This is a genomic window from Methylophilus sp. UBA6697, from assembly GCF_002454655.1.
Classification (GTDB): Bacteria; Pseudomonadota; Gammaproteobacteria; order Burkholderiales; family Methylophilaceae; genus Methylophilus.
The window spans coordinates 24695-47209 of the sequence record NZ_DKJH01000031.1; the positions used below are offsets into that span (position 1 = coordinate 24695).

Here is a 22515-nt window from a genome sequence, read left to right on the forward strand (position 1 = left end):
AATCACTTACTTGAGTACGTTTCCGAACATTTGCAAGGTCAACTGATACCCGAGGTTGACCAACTGCGCATCATAACGTTCACCTTCATCGCGCATAAAGGCATGTTGGCCATTGAATTCATGCCAGGTGTAATGCAAACCAGGCAAAGCCGCAAAGCGGTTATATAGCTCAGCGCGCTTGTCGCCAGGGATATGCGGGTCCTGCTTGCCCCAGATCATGAGCAATTCGCCTTTGATCTCGTTAACGCGCTCCATGCTGTGCTGGCCTGGTTTGTTTGGAATAATATTGGTATGCAAATCGGTGGCATAAAAACAGGCGGTGGCTTTGACTTCTGGCTGCAACGCGGCACGGAAAGCCAGGTGGCCACCGATACAGAAACCAGCCGCACCCAAATTGCCGTCATACCAGGCTTGTGCGTTCAGGTAATCAATCATGGCACGGTTGTCAGTGTCATAGGCTTGTACGTCTTTAGCCATCTTGTCAGCATTGCCTTTATCGCGGCCGGCGTCGTCATAGCCCAGGACGGTACCAATCGGGTTTAATTCATGAAACACTTCTGGCACCAGCACGGCATAACCATGGCCAGCTAAAAAGCGTGCAGCACGTTCAATCGGGCCGGTTTGCTGAAAGATTTCAGAGTAAAACAAAACCGCAGGCACCTTGCCATCGTGTTTTGGACGATGTACATAAGTACGCATCACTCCGGTTGGAGTGTTCAAATCGACGATTTCGCTTGTAATCAGCATGGTAAATCCTTAAGACAATCAAAAATATCGGCTATTCTAGCGCTGTTTGCACGGCTTTTCACTGGGTTTATGGGCCGGAATGAGAATTTTTTGCATTTTTGAATCAAAAACAGATTGCAATCACGACCCGCAATCCTATACCGGGAGTTCATATGCGCTTATTGCCTTATCTCTTTACCTTAATGACCTGCTGGCTGCTGGCACAGGCAGCGCATGCCCAGCCTGACCTTGACCTGGTTTACCACCTGAAAGCTTCGGTGGTGAAAGTGCACGCCTTGACCAATAGCGGTGGCCATGGCGTCGGCAGTGGCGTCGTTGTTGATAAAGATACGGTCGCCACCAACTGCCATGTGGTCGCGAATAGCAACGGCATCAGCATTTCGAAGTTTGGCGACAGTATGAGTCCGGTCGAGATGATTGCCGACTGGCGACATGATATTTGCCTGCTAAAATTCAAATACCTTGAATTACCAGCGGTCAAACTCGCTTCAGCCGCCTCTCTGCATTATGGGGATGACGTGTTTTCGATTGGCTTTCCAGGCGGCCCACCGAAACCACAAACCATCGCAGGCAAGGTGCGTGCCTTATATCCTTACGACGGCAGCCTCATTGTACGCACGGATGCTGCTTTTATTATGGGCTCCAGTGGCAGCCCGACCTTCAACCAGGCGGGCGAGCTGGTATCTCTGAGTACGTTTAAAAGCCCAGGTAAGGATGCGTATTTTTACAGTTTGCCTGTAGAGTGGATAAAAAACCTGATGCAACAGCGCGCCGCAACCACCACCGTGCCGGATGCCACCGCCTTTTGGGATTTGCCTGCGGATGCACGCCCTTATTTGATGCAAGTGGTACAGCCTTATCAAACCGGGGATTGGCAAGCATTAGAAGGCATTGCGCGCGCATGGCTGGCCCAGGAGCCGCAATCGGCAGAAGCCAGTTTTTACCTGGGCAGTGCACTGCATGGCCAAGGCCAGGCTGCCGCTGCGCAACAAGCCTATGAACGTGCGGTTAGCTTGCAGCCAGCGCATCTTGATGCCTGGAGCGGTCTGGCTATCCTGGCGCAACAAACACAACAGCTCACATTATTAAGTAATGCCGAGCAGCATATCCAGCAACTGGACAGCCAGGCCTGGCCGGACATTCAACAGCGCCTGCAACAGCTTCACTAATGATTTGCAGCGATTTGCACTAGCGATCTACACCAGCATGATCAAGCCTGCTCGCTCTGATAGAATACGTTTTTTTGATGTTTACCAGATTGCATAATCCATGACCTCTCGCAACCAGCAATTGTTTGAAAAATCCCAGCAACTGATTCCAGGCGGTGTCAACTCGCCAGTACGCGCGTTTCGCAGCGTGGGCGGCACGCCCATCTTTTTTAAAAAAGGCCTGGGCTCCCAACTGTGGGATGTCGATGGCAAGGAATATATCGACTACATCAACTCCTGGGGCCCCATGATCCTGGGGCATGCGCATCCTGAAGTCATCGCCGCCGTGCAGCAAGCGGCTGCCAACAGCCTGAGCTTCGGCGCACCCACCGGCCTTGAACTGGAAATGGCCGAGCTACTCAACGCGCTGGTGCCTAGCATGGAACAAGTACGCCTGGTCAGCAGCGGCACCGAAGCCACCATGAGCGCCATCCGCGTTGCGCGCGGCTTTACCAAACGCAGCAAAATCATCAAATTTGAAGGCTGTTATCACGGCCACGCCGATGCTTTATTAGTAAAAGCAGGTTCTGGCTTGCTGACCTTTGGCGAACCCAGCTCGGCTGGCGTACCCGCAGAAGTGGCTGCCCACACCTTGACGCTGGATTACAACAACACGCAAATGCTCAAAGACACCTTCGCCAGCATCGGCGATGAAATCGCCTGCGTGATTCTGGAGCCCGTTGTTGGCAATATGAACCTGATCGTGCCACATCAGGAATTCTTGCAAACCCTGCGTGAACTGTGCACCCAGCACGGCACGGTACTGATTTTTGACGAAGTGATGACCGGTTTCCGCGTGGCCCTCGGCGGCGCACAAGCCTTGTATGGCATCACACCCGATATGACAACATTGGGCAAAGTCATCGGCGGCGGCTTACCGGTCGGTGCTTTTGGTGGCCGCAAAGACATTATGAGTGTATTAGCGCCATTAGGCCCGGTCTACCAAGCAGGCACGCTCTCGGGCAATCCGGTGGCGGTCACAGCAGGCCTGACCACTTTAAAACTGGTTCAAGCCCCTGATTTTTATGAAAAACTAACCGCACAAACAACCAAGCTCACCGCAGGCCTGACCCAGGCAGCGCAGGCCGCTGGCGTGACGTTTAGCGCACAGAGTGTCGGCGGTATGTTTGGCCTGTACTTCAGTGCCAGCCACCCAAGCAGCTATGCAGAGATGATGCAGGCAGACAAAAACGCCTTTAACAAATTCTTTCACAGCATGCTGGACAGCGGCATTTACCTCGGCCCATCGGCCTTTGAAGCAGGTTTTGTTTCAGCAGCACATACCGATGCAGATATCGCGCAAACAGTACAGGCGGCAGCAATCGCTTTCGCAAGCCTGTAATCCCTCTTGATCATGCGGCACCCCCATCCGCCGGTGTGCCGCATGATGCAAATAAAACCAGCTGACCGCACAAAAGAACAAGCCCCACATTGGGCACTTAAATAAGACACCTCAAATGCGCGCCTTATTTCAAGACGTCAATCCGTAAAAGCCCACTTTCCTCAATTAAAACAGCGCACATCTCATACACGGCGTGCGCAACTGCCGCCGTAAAAACCGCCAAACTTCGGTCTCTGCTGCCATTTTTCACGGGTAAATAAAAACCATTCTCAATTAAGATAAAAAAATAGATTTATCCGTTATTTAACGCAGGCTAAACAATTGAAATTGCTAAACTTTAACGGTATCATTGAAGGTTCCTCCAAATGTTTTGTAAGTGAAGAATCTGGCAATGGACATGCAGTCTGACAACAACGTGATGAGTGCTTCTCAAGATACCGCAACCGCTCTGGACGACCAGTTTGGTTTAGCTCCCCAATCTCAGGGTTTATACGACAGACGCCACGAAAAGGATAGCTGTGGCGTGGGCTTTGTTGCCCATATCAAAGGGCAGAAAAGCCACGATATCGTCGCCAAGGGCCTGCAATTACTGGATAACCTGACGCACCGCGGCGCAACAGGTTATGACCCGAAACTGGGTGACGGCGCTGGTTTGCTGATGCAAATGCCTGACACCTTCATGCGTGAAGAAGCCGCCAAATTGGGCATGACCCTGCCAGCCACAGGCCAATACGCTGTGGGCCAGGCTTTCTTGCCACAAAATGCAGATAACCGCGCCAAGTGCGAAGCCATTTTTGCGCAAATCATCGCTGAAGAAAACCAAACACTGCTGGGCTGGCGCGATGTGCCTGTCGACAACAGCAATATCGCTGATGCAGCGCGCGCCGTTGAGCCGGTGATGCGCCAGGTATTTATTGCCAGCACCACAGCAGACAGCACTGCCTTTGAACGCAAATGTTTTGTGATTCGCAAACGTATTGAGCATGCGATTCGCGCGCTCAACCTGCAAGACAAAGCACAGTTTTACATGCCTTCTTTCTCTTCCCGCACCATTGTCTATAAAGGCATGCTGCTGGCGAACGAAGTAGGTATCTACTATACCGACCTGAAAGATGCGCGCGTGGTCTCGGCTTTGGCCCTGGTACACCAGCGTTTCTCTACCAACACCTTCCCGGCCTGGGATTTGGCCCACCCATTCCGCATGATTGCGCACAACGGTGAAATTAACACCGTACAAGGCAACGTTAACTGGATGGCGGCACGCCACGAAACCATGAAATCCGCCGTTTTGGGTGAAGATCTGGAAAAACTGTGGCCACTGATTGCCGAAGGCCAATCTGACTCCGCCTGTTTTGACAACTGTCTGGAGTTGCTGGTCGCCGGTGGTTACAGCCTGCCGCATGCCATGATGATGCTGATCCCGGAAGCCTGGGCTGGCAATCCATTAATGGATGAAGACCGTCGCGCTTTCTATGAATACCACGCCGCGCTGATGGAGCCATGGGATGGCCCGGCTGCCGTGGCGTTCACCGATGGCAAAATGATTGGTGCGACCCTGGATCGTAACGGTTTGCGTCCAGCGCGCTACCTGGTGACTGAAGACGACATCGTGATGATGGCGTCTGAAATGGGCGTGATCACTTTCCCGCAAGAAAAAATCGTTAAAAAATGGCGCTTGCAGCCGGGCAAAATGTTGCTCATCGACATGGAGCAAGGTCGCATCATTGACGACGAAGAAGTAAAAACTGAATTGGCGCAAGCCAAGCCTTACCGTCAATGGATTGAGCAAACGCGCTTCCACCTGACCGAGCTGCCGAATGTAGGTAGCGGAGAAGTCAGCCTGAATGCGGATTTGCTGGATACGCAACAAGCCTTCGGCTATTCCCAGGAAGACCTGAAGTTTGTACTGCAGCCAATGCTGGATAACGGTGAAGAAGGCTCAGGCTCCATGGGCAACGACGCGGCGCTGCCAGTGTTGTCCAACAAGGCCAAAACCTTGTACAACTATTTCAAGCAGTTGTTCGCACAGGTAACCAACCCGCCAATTGACCCGATTCGTGAAGAATTGGTGATGTCGCTGGTGACCTTTATCGGCCCTAAACCGAACCTGTTGGCGGTTGACGAAACCAACCCACCATTGCGCCTGGAAAGTGGCCAACCGGTATTGAGCCTGGATGGTCTGGAAAAACTCAAACAGATCGAGTCACTGACCAAAGGCCAGTTCAAATCCATCGTGCTGGACCTGACTTATGATGCAGCCCTTGGTAAAGCAGGCATGAAACAGGCCCTGGACATCTTGCATGACCAGGCCGAAAAAGCCGTGCATGACGGTTACAACGTGCTGATTTTATCTGACCGCAGTGTATCTGCCAGCCGTATCGCCATTCCAGCCTTGCTGGCCTGCTCTGCAACGCATGAGTTCCTGGTTAAAGCGGGCTTGCGCACCAGCACTGGCTTAGTGATCGACACCGGCTCTGCCCGTGAGGTACACCACTTTGCCCTGTTGGCAGGTTACGGCGCCGAAGCAGTGTGCCCATGGTTGGTATATGAAACCATGAAGACCATGACCAGCGATGTTGAAAAAGCGGGCAAGAACTTCGTCAAGGCAATCGGTAAAGGCTTGTACAAAGTGATGTCCAAAATGGGTATCTCGACCTACCAGTCTTACTGTGGCGCACAGATTTTCGAAGCGATTGGCTTGAACAGCCAATTCGTTAACGACTACTTCACCGGCACCGTCAGCCAGATTGAAGGTATCGGTCTGGAACAGGTTGCCGAAGAAACCGTACGCTTGCACAGTCAGGCCTTTGGTACCGACCCGGTATTGTCCAACGCCCTGGAAGCAGGTGGCGAATATGCCTTCCGTGTGCGTGGTGAAGAGCACTTGTGGACACCGCAATCCATCAGCAAATTGCAAAATGCTACCCGCACCGGTCAATACGATACCTATAAAGAATATGCTGCGCTGATTAATGACCAGACCCGCCGTCACATGACCTTGCGCGGCCTGTTTGAAATCAAAGCAGCTGGCAAAGCCATTCCGCTGGATCAGGTTGAACCTGCCAAAGACATCGTCAAACGCTTTGCGACTGGCGCCATGTCACTGGGCTCAATCTCCACCGAAGCACATGCCACACTGGCAGTGGCGATGAACCGCATTGGCGGTAAGTCCAACACCGGCGAAGGTGGTGAAGACGTTAAACGCTTTATTCCAGTACAAATAGATTCCAGCATTGCCAAAGTGCTGGGTAGCGACCTGATTGAAGCCGATGTGGCCTTGAAAGCGGGCGACTCCATGCGCTCACGCATCAAGCAAGTGGCTTCTGGCCGTTTTGGCGTGACTGCTGAATACCTGAGCAGCGCCGACCAGATCCAGATCAAGATGGCACAAGGCGCCAAACCAGGTGAAGGCGGCCAATTACCAGGCCATAAAGTATCGCCGTACATTGCGAAACTGCGTTTCTCAGTGCCTGGCGTAGGTTTGATCTCCCCACCGCCTCACCACGATATTTATTCGATCGAAGATTTGGCACAACTGATTCACGACCTGAAAAACGCCAATCCAAAAGCGTCTATTTCTGTGAAACTGGTGTCTGAAACAGGTATCGGTACCGTGGCGGCTGGTGTAGCCAAAGCCAAGTCCGACCACATTGTGGTCGCAGGCCATGACGGTGGTACGGGTGCTTCCCCTATTTCATCAATCAAACATGCTGGTACACCATGGGAACTCGGCCTGGCCGAAACCCAGCAGACCCTGGTATTGAACCAGTTGCGTGGCCGTGTTGTGCTGCAAGTCGATGGCCAGATGAAAACCGGCCGTGACGTACTGATCGGCGCCTTGCTGGGTGCAGATGAGTTTGGTTTTGCCACCGCACCACTGGTGGTTGAAGGCTGTATCATGATGCGTAAGTGTCACCTGAATACTTGCCCGGTTGGCGTGGCGACACAAGACCCTGAGCTGCGTAAGAAATTTACCGGTCAACCAGAACATGTGGTGAACTACTTCTTCTTTGTAGCAGAAGAGTTACGTGAACTGATGGCCAGCATCGGCATTGCCAAGTTTGAAGACCTGATTGGCCGCGCAGACTTGCTGGACATGAAAGCCGGGATTGAGCACTGGAAAATCAATGGCCTGGACTTCAGCAAGGTATTCCACTTGCCAGAAATGCCAGCCAGCGTGTCGCGCAAAAACAATGACGTGCAAGATCATGGCCTGGTTAAAGCCCTGGACAATCAATTGATTGAACTGGCAAAACCGGCATTGGAAAAAGGCGAAAAAGTCAGCATTGCGTTGCCTATCGTCAACACCAACCGTACCGTGGGCACCATGCTGTCACACGAAGTCGCCAGCCGTTATGGTCATGCAGGCTTGCCTGACGACACCATCAGCGTCAAATTCACCGGCACCTCCGGCCAGAGCTTTGCGGCATTCCTGGCTCAAGGCATTACATTTGAACTGACCGGCGAAGGCAATGACTACGTGGGTAAAGGTTTGTGTGGTGGTCGCATCATCATCAAGCCACCAGCGACTTTCCGCGGTTTGTCTTACGAGAACATTATTGTCGGTAATACCGTCATGTACGGTGCAACGACTGGTCAGAGCTTCTTGAGCGGCGTCGCAGGCGAGCGCTTCTGCGTCCGTAACTCCGGCGCAACGGCGGTGGTTGAAGGCGTGGGTAACCACGGCTGTGAATACATGACTGGCGGTACTGTGCTGGTCCTGGGTCCAACCGGCCAGAACTTTGCAGCGGGGATGAGCGGCGGTATTGCCTATGTTTACGACATTGATGGCAAATTTGCCCAACGTTGCAATATGAGCATGGTGTCATTGGACAAAGTGGAAGCCGCTGAAGCCGATGTCGGCAAAGTGCAGCACCTGGGCCAGCCTGATGAAGTGATTCTGAAAGGCTTGATCGAGCAGCACCTGGCGCTGACCGGTAGTCCGCGGGCAAAAGAACTTCTGGCTGACTGGCCGGCCTCACGTGCGAAATTCGTCAAAGTATTCCCTAACGAATACAAACGCGCACTGACCGAAATGGCTGCAGCTTCTGCCAAACAAGCCGCTTAATCGTTTTTGTTAATTGTATGCCCCGCCTCGCGCGGGGCCTTGTTAAGGTTGCGTCTGTACAAAGCAACAGGGAAGAGATGATTTCACATGGGTAAAGTCACAGGTTTCATGGAATTTGACCGCCTGGCAGAAGAGAATCTGCCGGTCAAAGATCGCGTCAAAAACTATAAAGAGTTCGTCCTGCATTTGACAGACGACCAGGCCAAACAGCAGGGTGCTCGCTGCATGGATTGCGGCATTCCTTTCTGTACCACCGGCTGTCCAATCAACAACATCATTCCAGACTGGAATGACCTGGTGTATCACCAGGACTGGCGTAGTGCGATTGATGTATTGCACTCCACCAACAACTTCCCTGATTTTACAGGCCGTATTTGTCCGGCACCTTGTGAAGCAGCCTGTACCTTAAACATCAATAATGACGCCGTAGGCATTAAATCTATCGAGCACGCGATTATTGATAAAGCCTGGGAAAACGGCTGGGTCACACCGCAAATCAACCCCAACAAAACCGGCAAAACAATTGCTGTGGTAGGTTCAGGCCCTGCAGGCCTGGCAGCAGCACAGCAATTGGCTCGTGCTGGTCACAGCGTGACTGTGCTTGAGAAAAACGACCGTATCGGCGGCTTGCTGCGTTACGGCATCCCAGACTTCAAACTGGACAAATCGAATATTGACCGTCGCGTTGCACAAATGGAAGCCGAAGGCGTGACCTTCAAAGTGAACCAGAACGTAGGCGAGAACGTCAGCGCAGCGGACCTCGAACGTGACTTCGACGCCGTGATCCTGGCCGGTGGCGCCGAGTTGCCACGTGACCTGCCAGTACCAGGCCGCGAACTGGATGGCGTGCATTTCGCCATGGACTTTTTGACACCAAACAACAAAATGGTCGCCGGTGATACCGTCCCTAACCAGATCAAAGCCACCGGTAAACATGTCGTCGTCATCGGCGGCGGTGATACCGGCTCTGACTGCGTAGGCACCTCCAACCGTCATGGCGCCGCCAGCGTCACGCAATTCGAATTGATGCCACAACCACCAGAAAAAGAAAACAAATCACTGGTGTGGCCAAACTGGCCACTCAAAATGCGCACCTCCAGTTCACACGAAGAAGGCGCAGACCGCGACTGGTCTATCACCACCAAAGAACTGATTGGTGAAAATGGCAAACTGACCGCGCTCAAAGGCGCACGCGTAGAGTGGAAAGACGGCAAAATGGTCGACGTACCAGGCTCTGAATTCACCATTCCAGCGGACTTGGTATTTTTGGCCATGGGTTTTGTCTCACCAGTACAAAAAGTACTGGACGCCTTTGGTGTCGAAAAAGACAATCGTGGTAATGCCAAAGCCACCACCGATGGCGAAGGCTGTTACAAAACCAGCAAAGCCAAAGTGTTTGCTGCTGGCGATATCCGTCGCGGCCAATCTCTGGTGGTATGGGCGATCCGCGAAGGCCGTCAGTGCGCACGCGAAGTCGATGCTTTCTTGATGGGTAGCTCGACGTTGCCACGTTAATTCAGTAAAATGGCCCCCTCAAAAACGCCGATGGATATCATCGGCGTTTTTTATTTGTCATATCGCAAAAAAACACCATTCTTTCGGGTGAAATAGCAGCTTGGCCTTTATAATCATGCTTTTACATATTGTTGACCTGCCTCATCACAGATAAGGCAATTGCTATCCAATGACTCAACTCCAAAACGATACTTTTTTACGCGCACTGATGCGCCAACCCACAGAATACACGCCGGTCTGGATGATGCGTCAGGCCGGTCGTTATTTGCCGGAGTACCGTGAGAGCCGGAAAACTGCAGGCAGCTTTATGCAGTTATGCCAAAGCCCGGCATTTGCCACTGAAGTCACACTGCAACCGCTGGATCGCTACCCGCAATTAGATGCGGCCATCCTGTTTAGTGACATCCTGACCGTGCCGGATGCAATGGGATTGGGCTTGTATTTTGAAGAGGGTGAAGGCCCGAAATTTGAGCGCACTTTACAAGCGGAGGAAGATATCCTCAAGCTTGAAGTGCCGGATATGTCCAAACTGCAATATGTGTTTGACGCGGTCAGCAGCATCCGCAAAGCACTCAATGGCCGCGTTCCGCTGATCGGCTTTTCCGGCAGCCCTTGGACCCTGGCGACTTATATGGTCGAAGGCAAAGGCGGTACCGACTTCCTCAATACCAAAAAGATGGGTTATGCCAGACCGGAGCTGTTGCATCGCATTCTGGAAATCACGGCACAAACCGTGATTCAGTACCTGAACGCACAAATTGCCGCAGGCGCTCAAGCCGTGATGATTTTTGACTCCTGGGGCGGCGCACTGTCACATGACGCTTATATCGAATTTTCGCTTAACTATATGCAGAAAATCGTCGCTGGACTGACAAAAACCGCGGAAGGTAAAACCGTGCCCAGTATCGTCTTCACCAAAGGCGGCGGTTTGTGGCTGGAGCAACAAGCGGCCATTGGCGCAGATGCGCTAGGTCTGGACTGGACCGTCGATCTCGCGCAAGCACGCCAACGTGTTGGTAACAAGGTTGCGCTACAAGGCAATATGGATCCAGCCATTCTGCTGAGCTCAACAGCCGCGATTGAAAAAGAAGTCGCCCGCATTCTGGCCAGCTATGGCAATGGTCATGGCCACGTTTTCAACCTGGGCCATGGCATTACGCAGTGGACACCGCCTGAACATGCCGCATGCATGCTGGAAACCCTGCGCAAACTCAGCCCCCAATACCATCTTTAATACAACGAAGGGCTGCGTCATGCAGCCCTTAATGCTTACATCCTTAACACTTACATCTTAGCGCAAGCACTAGCGATCTGTGCCGGGCTGATGCGCCATAAATAATGATCGCGTACTTTGGCTTGCGGCGCGACCTTTGCCAATAAGGCCAGATGTGCCGCGCTCCCCGGATCACCCGCGACCCAAAGTGACTGATTCGCCTGCAAACGGCATATTTGCTGCGCCAACTGCTGCTCGTTCAACAGATTTTCTGCCGCGACCTGAGGATTAAAACGCTTGGCTTCAAGCAATTCTTTTTCCCAGCTGTCATCCAACACCTCCTGCGCAGCCGCCTGCCAATTAGTCACAACCCAGGCCGATTTGGATAAATGCAAATAAAACGGCAAATCGAACTGATATTTACCCAACATCACTAACTGATCGCCTGCATGGGCGAGTGATTGCACTTGCATTGCCAATTGATAAGAAGCCACCTTTTTTGCGTGCTGAATCACCGTCATAATCGCAATGACACAGGCCACAATGGCCACAGCCAGCGTCAGCCACAAACTACGGCGCTTGAATACAGAGTCCTGACAGGCCTGTACCATCAATAGCGCAGTAAGGGTCGCCAGCGCTGGCAATACCGGCATGATATAACCCAACGGCTTGGAGACCGGAATAGAAAAGAACAACAGAATAAAACCCAGCCAGCACAGCATCAGCAAGCCCACGTCACGTTGCACAGGTGTCCACATCCGTAAGGCATGTCTACGGAATCTGAGCAACCATAATGACGAAGGCAATGTGAGCAACAAGAGTGCCGGTAAATAAAACCAGAACGGCTCCTGGTTGTTAAAATTTGATCCGGCAAAACGCTGAAAATGATGATGGATGAAAAAATAATCCAGAAAGCCTTTGAATTGAGATTCCATCAACAAAAACCAGGGGCTGACCAGTAATAAAAACACCGCGACTGCTGGCCACCAGAAGAAATGCTTGATGTAAGCTAAGCGCCTGCTTGCCAGCAACCAGCAAAAAACAACAGCTGCAGGCAATACAACGCCGATCAAGCCTTTGGCGAGGATCCCACCTACCGCAAAAAACATGGTCAGCATTAAATGGTGCTCTGCTGGCCGCTCTCTATCTATGCTCCAGACAAACTCCGCTGCAGACAGGATGGTGAGCGAAATCATACAAGCGACCAGCATATCCAGGTTGGCAAACTGCGCACTGGCAAAAAAGAATGGTTGTGTGACCAGCACCACAAAAGCCATCACCGCCGTTCTTTTATTTAAATACAGGAACAAGAACCTGAATAATGCAATGGCCATCACAATGGATGACAGCAGTGGCGCTACACGGCTACAGAGGAGGTGAGGGCCGCAGATGTTGAGGCTAGCGGCAGTGAGCCAGTAAAATAGCGGCGGTTTATGAAAATAAGGTAACCCATCCAGATGCGGCACTAACCAGTCACCGGATGTCAGCATTTCCCAGGCAATGCCTACATAGCGTCCTTCATCCGGCAACGCCAGCGGCCTGAACACGGCGGCGACACCTAACCAAAGAATTGTAACTCCCAACCAGACCAGGTGACTGGAACTGACCCACTGCTTTAACCGACCTTGCGACATGCCTACCCGCTTTTTTTAATAGATTGATCCCTGTATTGCTGACGGATAAAGCGCTCCCTATTGGCTGGAAGTCATTAGCATTTAAGTCAACAATAGCAACCATTTAGCAAACAGCATGCCGACAATATAGTTATTAATAATCAAATAGTTACATCAAACCAAATAAGAATCCCTGCATCTTTTGCAGACCACTAATGCCTTTAATCAGTGGTCAATGCATTTTTTGCAGAACTTGCGAGGTATTCGCAAATAGCAGACACAAAAAAAGCCTGCAATCGCAGGCTTTTTAGTGAACAGGCAGATTTACTTTAAAGACATGCGCGACATGGTCTCATCTTTATCAATAAACTTATGCTTAAGCGCGCCAACTACATGCACGATAAACACAACCAGTAGGATATTGGCGAATAGCTCGTGAGACTCTTTGAACGCATCGCGCAAGTCTGCATTATCCAGACCACCAAATACCTCTAGCCCAAACCACTTCAAGCCAAATTTACTATAAAGCGTCATTAACACACCACTCAACGGCAGGCCTACCATCAACAGATACAGCAAATGGTGCGCACCTGTTGCCACTTTGCGCTCCAGCGCAGAATAGCTGGCCAGCATTGCTGGAGGCGTGTGGCTGATACGCCAGTAGACCCGGAACAGGATCAGCCACAGCAAGGTAAACCCTAGCGATTTGTGCAAATTGAAATACAAGGTTCTGGCGCTGGCGGGTTCGTCCATCTGCCAGGTGTAAATGCCCAGATCAAACAAGTCAAAAGCGGTTTGCTTGGGGCCATCCTTGGGCAACTCACCCATGTACCAGCCGAGGGCGAACATGGCGATGATCGCCAACCCGATCAGCCAATGCAAAATAACGGCAACTTTGGTATATCGTTGCGTGGAACTCATGTTTTCTCCTTGAAATTACGTGTGACAGCAGTCACTTTGTCATCATGAATGATTTGATTATGATGTATGAAACATTCATGGGCAGTCGTCATGTTATCAAAAATCAAGCTATTGTGTGCCGGTGTTACATTCGGTTTTGTAACGTTTTGTAGTCATGTGCAGGCAGACACATTTGAGTTGCAAAAAGTTGCCGAAGGCGTGTATGTCCATCATGGTCAACATCTGGATATCGACGACGGCTACCAGGGCGACATTTGTAACCTGGGCGTCGTGGTTGGGCGCGATGCCATTGCTGTGATTGATAGCGGTGGCAGCAAACACACTGGCGAGCAATTACTGCAAGCCATCAAAACCATCAGCCCGCTGCCGATACGTTATGTCATCAACACGCACGTGCACCCTGATCACACCTACGGCAATGCCGCTTTTCAAAACGGCGCTACCCACTTTGTCGGCCATGAAAAACTGGCGAATACTATGCTGTTACGTAAGGAACAGTATGAAAAACTCAATGCCCGACTACTCGGTGAGGCAGGCAAAGCCAGCGCAACCATCACACCAGATACCGCCGTGCATGATCAACTCACGCTGGATTTAGGTGGCCGCAGCTTGCAACTGCAAGCACAAAAAGTTGCCCACACCCACACTGACTTAACCGTACTCGATACGAAAACCAACACCTTGTTTACTGGCGACTTGCTATTCGCGCAACGCACCCCTGTCGTTGAAGGGGATATCAAAGGCCTGATTGCGGCCCTTGAATATGTAAACCAGTCACATTATGCACTGATTGTTCCTGGGCATGGTCTGGAAAGCGCAGATCAACCAACCATTATTGGCAACGAGCTACGCTACCTCAACTTGCTGCTGGCTGACGTCCGCAATAGCATCAAAAAGGGCATCAGCATGGAACAAACCATGGACTCCGCAGCGGCCGCTGAACACGATAAATGGCAATTGTTCGATATTGCCAACCGACGCAATGTGAATGTGATCTATCCGCAGCTGGAGTGGGAGTAGGCACTTAGCTTTGCTGTTCATTGTGCACGGTTATCGACAACAACGCGCCAGTGATGCTCCATCTAGATCAGCCATACCGCTGACTGGTATCTGAAGATCGTTCTGTTCTACAATGCAGCCATGTCTCTCTCCGTTCTGATCATCGAGGATGAACCCTCGATTGCCGAAACCATCATCTATGCTTGTCAAGCTGAGCAAATGCAGGCCTACCACGTCGTCCTCGGCCAACAAGCATTGGATGTGCTAAAAAAACAACCGTTTGACATGATCATTCTGGATATCGGGTTGCCTGATATGACCGGATTTGATGTTTGCAAACAACTGCGGCGTTTTTGTAATACACCGGTTTTATTTCTGACAGCACGCAATCACGAAGTAGACAGAATTCTAGGACTGGAGATAGGTGCTGATGACTATGTCACCAAACCGTTCAGTCCCAGAGAAATTGTCGCCAGAATCAAGGCTATTCAACGACGCTTACATCCTGAAATTGACCACGCTGCCACAGGATTTCAACTGGATGAACATGCCAGTCGTATCTATTATCAGCAACAGCTGTTGCCGCTCACACGTTATGAATTTTTGTTACTCAAAACACTGATATTGCAACCGCATCGCGTATTTTCGCGTGCCAGCCTGATGGATACCGTTTGGCAATCGGCAGAAGACTCCATGGAGCGTACTGTCGATACGCATGTAAAAACCTTGCGCAGCAAACTACGCGAAGTTTCACTCGCACATCAACTACCCGCAACAACGTTAATTGTGACGCATAGAGGTATGGGTTACAGCTTGCTCCCATAATCATAACTGCATGAAAATCAGCCTTAAAATTTTCCTGGGATACTTTTTACTGGTGGGGCTTGCCGCATGGTTTGTATTAGCGGTATTTGTAGACGAAGTCAAACCTGGTGTACGCCAAGCAATGGAGGACACCTTGGTGGATACCGCCAATTTATTGGCCGAACTGGCCAAAGATGACCTGAAGCAAGGCAGCATCCAAAACGGTCAATTTGCGCGTAGCTTGCATGACTATCAGCACAAGTCGGGGACAGCCAACATTTGGGGAGTGCCCAAACGATCTGCAGATTATCGAGTATATATCACCGACAGCACCGGCATGGTTGTATTTGACTCTGATCATCAGGCAGTCGGGCAAGACTATTCCCGCTGGAATGATGTCTACCTGACATTGAAAAGCCGATATGGTGCAAGAACCACCCCTGTAGATCCAACCAGACCAGACGGCGAGACAGTAATGTATGTCGCGGCGCCGGTCATGGACAATTATCAACTGATCGGCGTGTTGACGGTGGCGAAACCTAATAGCACCATGCAACCATTTATCCTGCACGCCCAGGCAAAGATCATGCGTTGGGGCATACTGTTGCTAGCGCTCTCTTTATGCTTGGGTATTTTATTTACATGGCGCTTCACTCGCGCCATTCATCGCTTAAGAGATTACGCCATAGCGGTCGCGCAAGGCCATAAAGCCGTCGCGCCAGATTCAAGCAACGACGAATTGGCAGAGCTGGCACAAGCCATGAAAACCATGCGCGATGAACTGGATGGCCATCAGCATATTCAGGAAGCCATACACCAACTCACCCATGAGTTAAAAAGCCCGATGACGGCCATACAAGCGGCGACCGAACTGATTACCCCAGAGATGCCCGAGCAAGACCGGACACACTTTCTAAACAGCATCAAGATACAGACCAAGCGCTTGCAACATATGATACAAAACATACTGGGACTGGCCGCGCTGGAACAACAACAAGTATTGGTACACCCCGTGCACATTGCCTTGTCTGACTTGGTAGAACAACAACTCCGGCTCATTCAAGACCGCGCCACACAGCGAAATATCCAGCTGCTAATAACCCTAGACACCTCCTTATCCATAGCAGGAGATGCTTTCCTCTGCGGCCAGGCCATCAGTAACCTGCTGGAAAATGCGCTGGATTTCAGTGCAAACGACAGCCGCATTCATATCGTATTATGCAAGACTGATATCGGCATCCAGTTAAGCATTCAAGACGAGGGTAGCGGGATCCCGCTGTACGCTCTGGATAAAATCAAAGACAAATTCTACTCTTTACCCAGGCCGGCCAATACACCACATGCCGGCCAAAAAAGCACGGGGCTCGGCCTGAACTTTGTGCAGCAAATCATGGCTTTGCATCATGGCGATGTATTCATTACCAATGTACATCCCAATGGGGCAATTGCCCGTTTGTGCTGGCCGGGCTAAATACTCAAGCGCACTTCACACTCGCCTCACATTCAACACAACAAGGCTTCACCTGCCAGTTTTATGCTGCAAACTCTTTCATTGAGGAGTTTGCAATGCAAAAACCATTTTTATATAAATCCCTTGGCATATTGGCGCTGATATTACTGATGTCGCTGGCCTTGGGCTATGTGAATGACCTGATTCTCGAACGCCAGTCCAGGCAAGCTAACGTAGAAAGCAATATCGCAAAATCCTCCACCGAAGCACAAACATTCACCGGCCCCATATTGGTGATTCCCTATACCGAACACTACACCGAAACGGTAGGCAGAGATAAGGATAGCAAGATAGTTGAACGTAAGGATGAGGGACATCTCTACCTGCTGCCAAGTACACTGACGGTCACGGGCGACTTTGCGCACAACTATAAACAACGCGGCATTTTCAAAGCCCTCATGTATCGCTTTAATGGGGATATTGCGGGCGGCTTCAATTTAAATCAAATCAAGGTGCAAGCTCAGCATACAAACGGCAGCATCCGCTTTGGTGAGGCCTCACTTGCGATTGGGCTCAGTGACACACGGGGTATAGATGGTCAACCGGTATTGCATTGGGGCACCCAAACATTAGGCCTGAAACAAGGCACGCAATTACCTTTGCTGGGGGCAGGCATCCATGCGGACCTGGGCCACTTGCAACCAGAACAAGGCTTGGTATCGTTCAAGCTGAATCTACACCTGCGAGGGATGCAGCAATTTAATCTGATCCCGCTGGCAGACAAGAATAGCGTGCGCTTACACTCCAGCTGGCAACACCCACATTTTGACGGTAACTTTTTACCTGATGCTAACAGCCAACGTATTAGTGACAAAGGCTTTGATGCCCAATGGGAGGTCTCATCACTCGCCAGCAATATCCAAGAAAGACTGCTCTCCAGTTTAAACCGCACATCTGCGAACCTGCCCCTCGAAGCGATCACAGTCGGCTTTGTTGAACCAGTCAACATCTACAGCCTGTCAGATCGGGCCACAAAATATGGTTTATTGTTTATAGGGCTAACCTTTGCGGGCTTTTTTATCTTTGAGGTGATGAAACAACTGCGCATTCACCCCGCACAATACACATTGGTTGGCTTAGCCATGGCAATATTTTATTTATTGCTGATTTCTTTGGCAGAGCATATTGGTTTTAGCTATGCCTATCTGATTGCCAGCGCAGCCTGCATCGGCCTGATTGGTTACTATCTGGTGAGCATCCTGCAGAACAGGCGTTATGGCATCGTATTTTCCTGCAAGCTGAGCCTGTTGTATGGCACCTTATATGGCATTCTGATTTCCGAAGACAATGCCTTGCTCATGGGCTCCTTGCTGGTATTCAGCCTATTGACCTTCACCATGATAGTGACCAGAAAAGTGAACTGGTACGCACTTAGCCATCCATAAAACTTCAGGGCGGCACTTGCCGTCCGTATAAGTGAGGCCAGCGATGAAAAAGATTTTTTACGGACTGATCATTTGCACAGTATTGGCAAGCATGATGCCCGAAAACACGGTCATTCCGGTGCAAACGGCGACAGCTAAAGACTGGAACCAGGACAGTTACTGGTTTGCCCCTTGGGGAAAGTCAGGTGTACACAAAGGTATAGATATTTTTGCCCGCAAGAAAACCCCTGTGCTTTCAGCAAGTAACGGATTAGTCATATTCACAGGAAACATTGAAAGAGGCGGAAATGTCGTCGCAATCCTTTCGCCCAAAGGACGTATTCACTACTACGCACATTTAGAGTCGGTGGCAACGCAGCCATTGACCCTGGTCACGCAGAAAAGCCTGATCGGCACGGTAGGTAATAGCGGTAACGCCAGAGGCAAGGCTCCCCATCTGCATTACAGCATTCTCAGGCTTATGCCCAACCCGGCAGAAATCACATTGGAAAAGCAAGGATGGAAAAGAATGTTCTACATGAACCCGCACCTATTGCTCACTTCAGAGCAATCACATTTATAAATACTTCTTCGCCAGCGCGACCTGTTGTTTGAGGCCCAAATTCACCAGCCTGGGGGCCAGTCCATTAAACCAGGCAAACAAGCTTTGCGGTTGGCCGATAAACAGCTCCTGCTTATCTTTCTGCAATGCCTGCACAATTTTATCTGCTACGTCTTGCGGGCTATCCACGGCCTGGCCAGAGGCCTGCCACATGGCGTTGGTGCGGTCATCATTCATGGGGGTGGCAATGGCGCGCGGTGCAATGTAAGTGATGCCAATATTGGTATCCACCAACTCACGGCGCAATGCCTGGCTAAACCCATGAATGGCAAATTTACTCGCACAATAGGTGGCAAAATGTGGGAAGCCCAGCGAGCCAAAAATAGAGCCGACGAACGCCAAATGGCCTCGGCCACGTTGCAAAAAGTAGGCCACAAATTCGCGACTTAAAACCAGAGTTGCCGTGACATTGGTATGCACCATATTATCGATGCTCACCTCGGTTTGCTCTGCAAACTCGGTGAACTCAATAATACCGGCATTGTTAATCAGCAAATCCACATGCCCCATCTCGCGCAAAGACTGTTTTAATACCTGGCTGGCCATATTGGGCTGAGCCAGATCGGTGACAATAATATGTGACTTGCCACCCTGCGCCGCGACTCTTTTTTGCAGCGCATGCAACTTGACCGGATCCCGCCCGACCAGTCCGACGACAGCACCTTGCGCAGCAAGTGCGAGGGCGAGCTTGGTCCCGAGGCCACCAGTTGCGCCAGTCAATACCACATGCAGGTTACGTAACTCCATCGCCGACTCCTAAGCTGCTGCCACCAGCGGTTGACTGGCAGCCGCCTGTGCCGCCACATGCTTGAAAATCTCACCATACAAGCGGTAAAAGCGTTTTGCGGCATGAATAATGATTTGCTGATCCTCAGGCTTGGTCACCTGGTTCATCAGCCCCTCATAAAAGGTCACGTGGCTGAGATCTAGCGAGCCATGTGAAAGCAGGTAGCTAAAGGCTTTTTTCGGCAGATTGAGGGCCTGCATGATTTTTTCACCGGCTTGTGTAGCCACGGCGGTGCTGGTGCCTTCCAGCACCAATACCATGCCAAAAAAGCCTAAGGGATTCACGCGATTGATCATGTCATAAGCATAAGCCACCATCATCTCTGTTTCATGACTGGCGGCATCGGCAGCCGTCGCGCTATGGCGCACAGACTCTTTATCACCGCCGCAAGCAGCAATATCATTGAGCACCCATTCCTGATGCCCCATTTCTTCTTCGATATATTCGCCAATCGCGGTGCGCAACCACTCGTATTCTCCACTGAGCCGGCCACCACAGGCCATGAGCAATGGGGTCGTATGTTTGACATGGTGATAAGCCTGGGTGAGGAATGCACGGTAGATGTCCAGAGTGATATTACCTTGCGCACCTTGCACAATCAGCGGCAACGTCATCAAGGTGTTACGCTCCTGCTCGGTCGCGCTTAATAATTGCTGATAAAAAGTCATTTAAATTCCTTCGTAAATCGCATTGATTTCAGCCACATAAGCAGCGGCAATCGCATCGCGTTTTAAACGGCCATTAGCCGTGAGTTGTCCGTTATGCGGGCTAAATGGCTGGTGAGCAAACACCACATCTCCCACCTGTGCATAATCAGGCAGTTGTTGATTCGCCTCCGCAATCGCCTGCGCCACCTGTTCTGTGGTAAACGGCGGCTGCGGCACCACAATCGCCACATTAAACGGCCTCGCCTCTCCAAATACACACACCTGCTGCAATGCTGGCTGGTGTATTAATGTACTCTCCACCCACTCAGGCGAAACATTGCGCCCAAACGAGGTAATAAACATATTCTTTTTGCGGCCTGACAGATACACATAACCCTCAGCATCCTGATAAGCCAGATCGCCAGTGGCCAGATAACCTTCTTCGTCCAGCACTGGCGCGGCAATACCACCCTCGGGCTGAGTGTAGCCATCATACAAAGCGCCTTTCACCCAAAGCTCGCCTGTCAGATCCACCCGTAGCTGCACATGTGGCAAGGGCTTGCCTATACTGCCTGGCTTGTGTGATTGTGGCGTATTGAGTGCAACAACCGACGCACACTCTGATAAGCCATAGCCTTCAAACACCGGCAATCCTAGCGCATGGGCTTGCAGTATCAACGCCGGCACCACCTTGGCGCCACCGACTGCGACAAAACGCAACGATGCCAGCGGCGCCTGGCCTGCTTGCACATACATCACCAGCGCACGCAGCAACTCAGGAATCAGGATCGCAGTCGTCGCCCGACTATCTTGCAGGCCTTGATACAAGCGGCCAATGTCGAACTGACTACCAGTAAAGCCAACTGCGTGGCACGGATATACCACCACCGTTGCGCCAGAAATCAGGCTGGCATAGACGCCCGCCACGTTTTCCAGCAAGGTGGCCAGCGGCAATACGCAGAAATGACGATCCGCTGCGCCCGGCACGATCAGACTGGCAATAGCACTGGCGACCTGCCCCATCGTGTGTGCAAACAGGCAAACCCCTTTAGGCGCACCCGTCGTGCCGGAGGTATAGGTGACTTTATCAGCAGCGGCGGCGCGATCATGGGCATGAATACGCAAGACTGTCACCGCTTGACCTGCCACCTGCCATTCAGCGACCACAACACTGTCAGGGTATAGTTGCTGCCAGGAAGCTGGCATATCAGTCAAGATCAGGCTAACACCAGCATCCTTAATCGCATGCTGTTTTTGTGTCGCAGAAAAGAACGCCGGCAGTGGCACGTTGCTCCAGCCAGCAGCCAACACCGCTAAATCCAATACAATCCAGGCCGGACTATTATCCAGCGCCAGCGCCACAGTGGCACGGTTGGTCAGCGCGCGCAAGGCGCCAGACACACGCGCCATCTCCGCCGCCAGTTCACTATAAGTCAGCTGCGCAGACGGCCCTTCCAGGGCGATCCGGTTCGGATTTTGTGTTGCCTGCGCATGAATCTGTTGCAATATCATGATGATTTGCGCTTATAAAGGATCAGCTACACCACGAATCGCCACAATCTGCGGTGTATGCTTGTAATAACTGCCCCATTTTGCGCGTTCCTCTGCGCTCAAGCGTTCAGGGTTCGCCATGGCCAGCGGAAACAAATCGACACCGCCTTTAATCAGGCCATTTTGCAGGCTATGATGCGCGGTCGCCACGCCCCACGGCAAATTCATGCTCAAACTATGTTGAATCACATGCGCAATCAGCACACCGGCATTGCGCGGATTCGCCACCGCCAGATTGCCTATGCAGGTAATTTCTTCGCGGCGTATATTTCTGCCGAGTTGGCGCGACATCAACTGCTCAATCGGCTCATCCAGATATTGCTCCAGAAACAAACGTTCTTGTGCCGCATTACGCAAACCAAACGCGGCCATTAAAACACCGTTGGCATCACGCAAGGCCACCAACTGCGGCATAAAATGATTCACCTGCGCGCCGTACACGTGCTTAAATACCGCCGCAATAAAGGCTTCCACCTCCTGGCGGCACGGCGCACCCCACTCAACCAAATGACCTGTAATCTCATTCACTTGATACCTTTTCGCTTGGGCAAAGTTCCTCAATTCATAAGCAGATGATGCATGGTAAAACGGTGTATTTGACTCT

Annotated in this window: 17 protein-coding genes; 10 read left to right on the forward strand and 7 right to left on the reverse strand. The window is 51.3% G+C overall.

What is annotated here, in order from left to right:
• Positions 1 to 6 precede the first annotated feature (6 nt).
• A complete protein-coding gene (locus B3355_RS09155; protein WP_019883731.1) occupies positions 7 to 747 on the reverse strand; it encodes a dienelactone hydrolase family protein in 741 nt (246 codons plus the stop codon).
• A 152-nt stretch (positions 748 to 899) separates the two neighbouring features.
• Between B3355_RS09155 and B3355_RS09160 the strand changes: the two genes are divergently transcribed.
• From B3355_RS09160 to hemE, 5 genes are all read left to right on the forward strand, one after another.
• Positions 900 to 1916 (forward strand): S1 family peptidase, encoded by a 1017-nt coding sequence (locus B3355_RS09160; RefSeq protein ID WP_292782935.1) that lies wholly within the window; start codon positions 900 to 902, stop codon positions 1914 to 1916.
• A 100-nt stretch (positions 1917 to 2016) separates the two neighbouring features.
• The gene (gene hemL / locus B3355_RS09165; RefSeq protein WP_292782938.1) at positions 2017 to 3297 is read left to right on the forward strand and encodes a glutamate-1-semialdehyde 2,1-aminomutase; all 1281 of its coding nucleotides are present in this window, start codon (positions 2017 to 2019) and stop codon (positions 3295 to 3297) included.
• Positions 3298 to 3715: 418 nt separating this feature from the next.
• Positions 3716 to 8365 (forward strand): glutamate synthase large subunit, encoded by a 4650-nt coding sequence (gene gltB, locus B3355_RS09170; RefSeq protein WP_414683417.1) that lies wholly within the window; start codon positions 3716 to 3718, stop codon positions 8363 to 8365.
• Between the two features lie 87 nt (positions 8366 to 8452).
• Positions 8453 to 9880 carry a glutamate synthase subunit beta gene (locus B3355_RS09175; protein WP_019883735.1) on the forward strand — a complete coding sequence of 476 codons (1428 nt, stop codon included), beginning with the start codon at positions 8453 to 8455 and terminating at the stop codon, positions 9878 to 9880.
• Between the two features lie 169 nt (positions 9881 to 10049).
• Positions 10050 to 11114 (forward strand): uroporphyrinogen decarboxylase, encoded by a 1065-nt coding sequence (gene hemE, locus B3355_RS09180; RefSeq protein ID WP_292782941.1) that lies wholly within the window; start codon positions 10050 to 10052, stop codon positions 11112 to 11114.
• Positions 11115 to 11164: 50 nt separating this feature from the next.
• Here hemE and B3355_RS09185 read toward each other — a convergent pair whose 3' ends face one another.
• Together B3355_RS09185 and B3355_RS09190 are read right to left on the reverse strand one after the other, a co-directional pair.
• Positions 11165 to 12727 carry an ArnT family glycosyltransferase gene (locus tag B3355_RS09185; RefSeq protein WP_292782944.1) on the reverse strand — a complete coding sequence of 521 codons (1563 nt, stop codon included), beginning with the start codon at positions 12725 to 12727 and terminating at the stop codon, positions 11165 to 11167.
• Between the two features lie 303 nt (positions 12728 to 13030).
• Positions 13031 to 13627, reverse strand: a complete 597-nt coding sequence (locus B3355_RS09190; protein ID WP_047515811.1) for a cytochrome b — start codon at positions 13625 to 13627, stop codon at positions 13031 to 13033.
• A 66-nt stretch (positions 13628 to 13693) separates the two neighbouring features.
• Here B3355_RS09190 and B3355_RS09195 point away from each other — a divergent pair, with 66 nt between their 5' ends.
• The 5 genes from B3355_RS09195 (at position 13694) to B3355_RS09215 (ending at position 18887) form a co-directional block, all read left to right on the forward strand.
• Entirely contained in the window at positions 13694 to 14647 is a 954-nt protein-coding gene (locus B3355_RS09195) for a quinoprotein relay system zinc metallohydrolase 2 (RefSeq protein WP_349679999.1), read from the forward strand.
• 120 nt (positions 14648 to 14767) lie between these two features.
• Positions 14768 to 15451: a two-component system response regulator CreB gene (creB, locus tag B3355_RS09200; RefSeq protein WP_292782951.1), complete on the forward strand. Its 684-nt coding sequence runs from the start codon at positions 14768 to 14770 to the stop codon at positions 15449 to 15451.
• A 10-nt stretch (positions 15452 to 15461) separates the two neighbouring features.
• The gene (creC, locus tag B3355_RS09205) at positions 15462 to 16901 is read left to right on the forward strand and encodes a two-component system sensor histidine kinase CreC (protein WP_292782954.1); all 1440 of its coding nucleotides are present in this window, start codon (positions 15462 to 15464) and stop codon (positions 16899 to 16901) included.
• 95 nt (positions 16902 to 16996) lie between these two features.
• A complete protein-coding gene (gene creD, locus B3355_RS09210; RefSeq protein WP_292782957.1) occupies positions 16997 to 18325 on the forward strand; it encodes a cell envelope integrity protein CreD in 1329 nt (442 codons plus the stop codon).
• Positions 18326 to 18368: 43 nt separating this feature from the next.
• Positions 18369 to 18887 (forward strand): M23 family metallopeptidase, encoded by a 519-nt coding sequence (locus tag B3355_RS09215; RefSeq protein ID WP_292782960.1) that lies wholly within the window; start codon positions 18369 to 18371, stop codon positions 18885 to 18887.
• Here the strand turns inward: B3355_RS09215 and B3355_RS09220 are convergent.
• From B3355_RS09220 to B3355_RS09235, 4 genes are read right to left on the reverse strand one after another with little or no spacing between them, the layout of a single operon-like run.
• Entirely contained in the window at positions 18882 to 19673 is a 792-nt protein-coding gene (locus B3355_RS09220) for an SDR family oxidoreductase (RefSeq protein ID WP_292782963.1), read from the reverse strand. The two genes, B3355_RS09215 and B3355_RS09220, sit on opposite strands and share 6 nt — an antisense overlap.
• A 9-nt stretch (positions 19674 to 19682) precedes the next feature.
• Positions 19683 to 20381 carry a TenA family transcriptional regulator gene (locus B3355_RS09225; protein ID WP_024930934.1) on the reverse strand — a complete coding sequence of 233 codons (699 nt, stop codon included), beginning with the start codon at positions 20379 to 20381 and terminating at the stop codon, positions 19683 to 19685.
• Complete coding sequence (locus tag B3355_RS09230; RefSeq protein WP_292782968.1) at positions 20382 to 21872, reverse strand: AMP-binding protein; 1491 nt, start codon at positions 21870 to 21872, stop codon at positions 20382 to 20384.
• Positions 21873 to 21884: 12 nt separating this feature from the next.
• Entirely contained in the window at positions 21885 to 22439 is a 555-nt protein-coding gene (locus B3355_RS09235) for a thermostable hemolysin (protein WP_292782971.1), read from the reverse strand.
• Between the last annotated feature and the right edge of the window lie 76 nt (positions 22440 to 22515).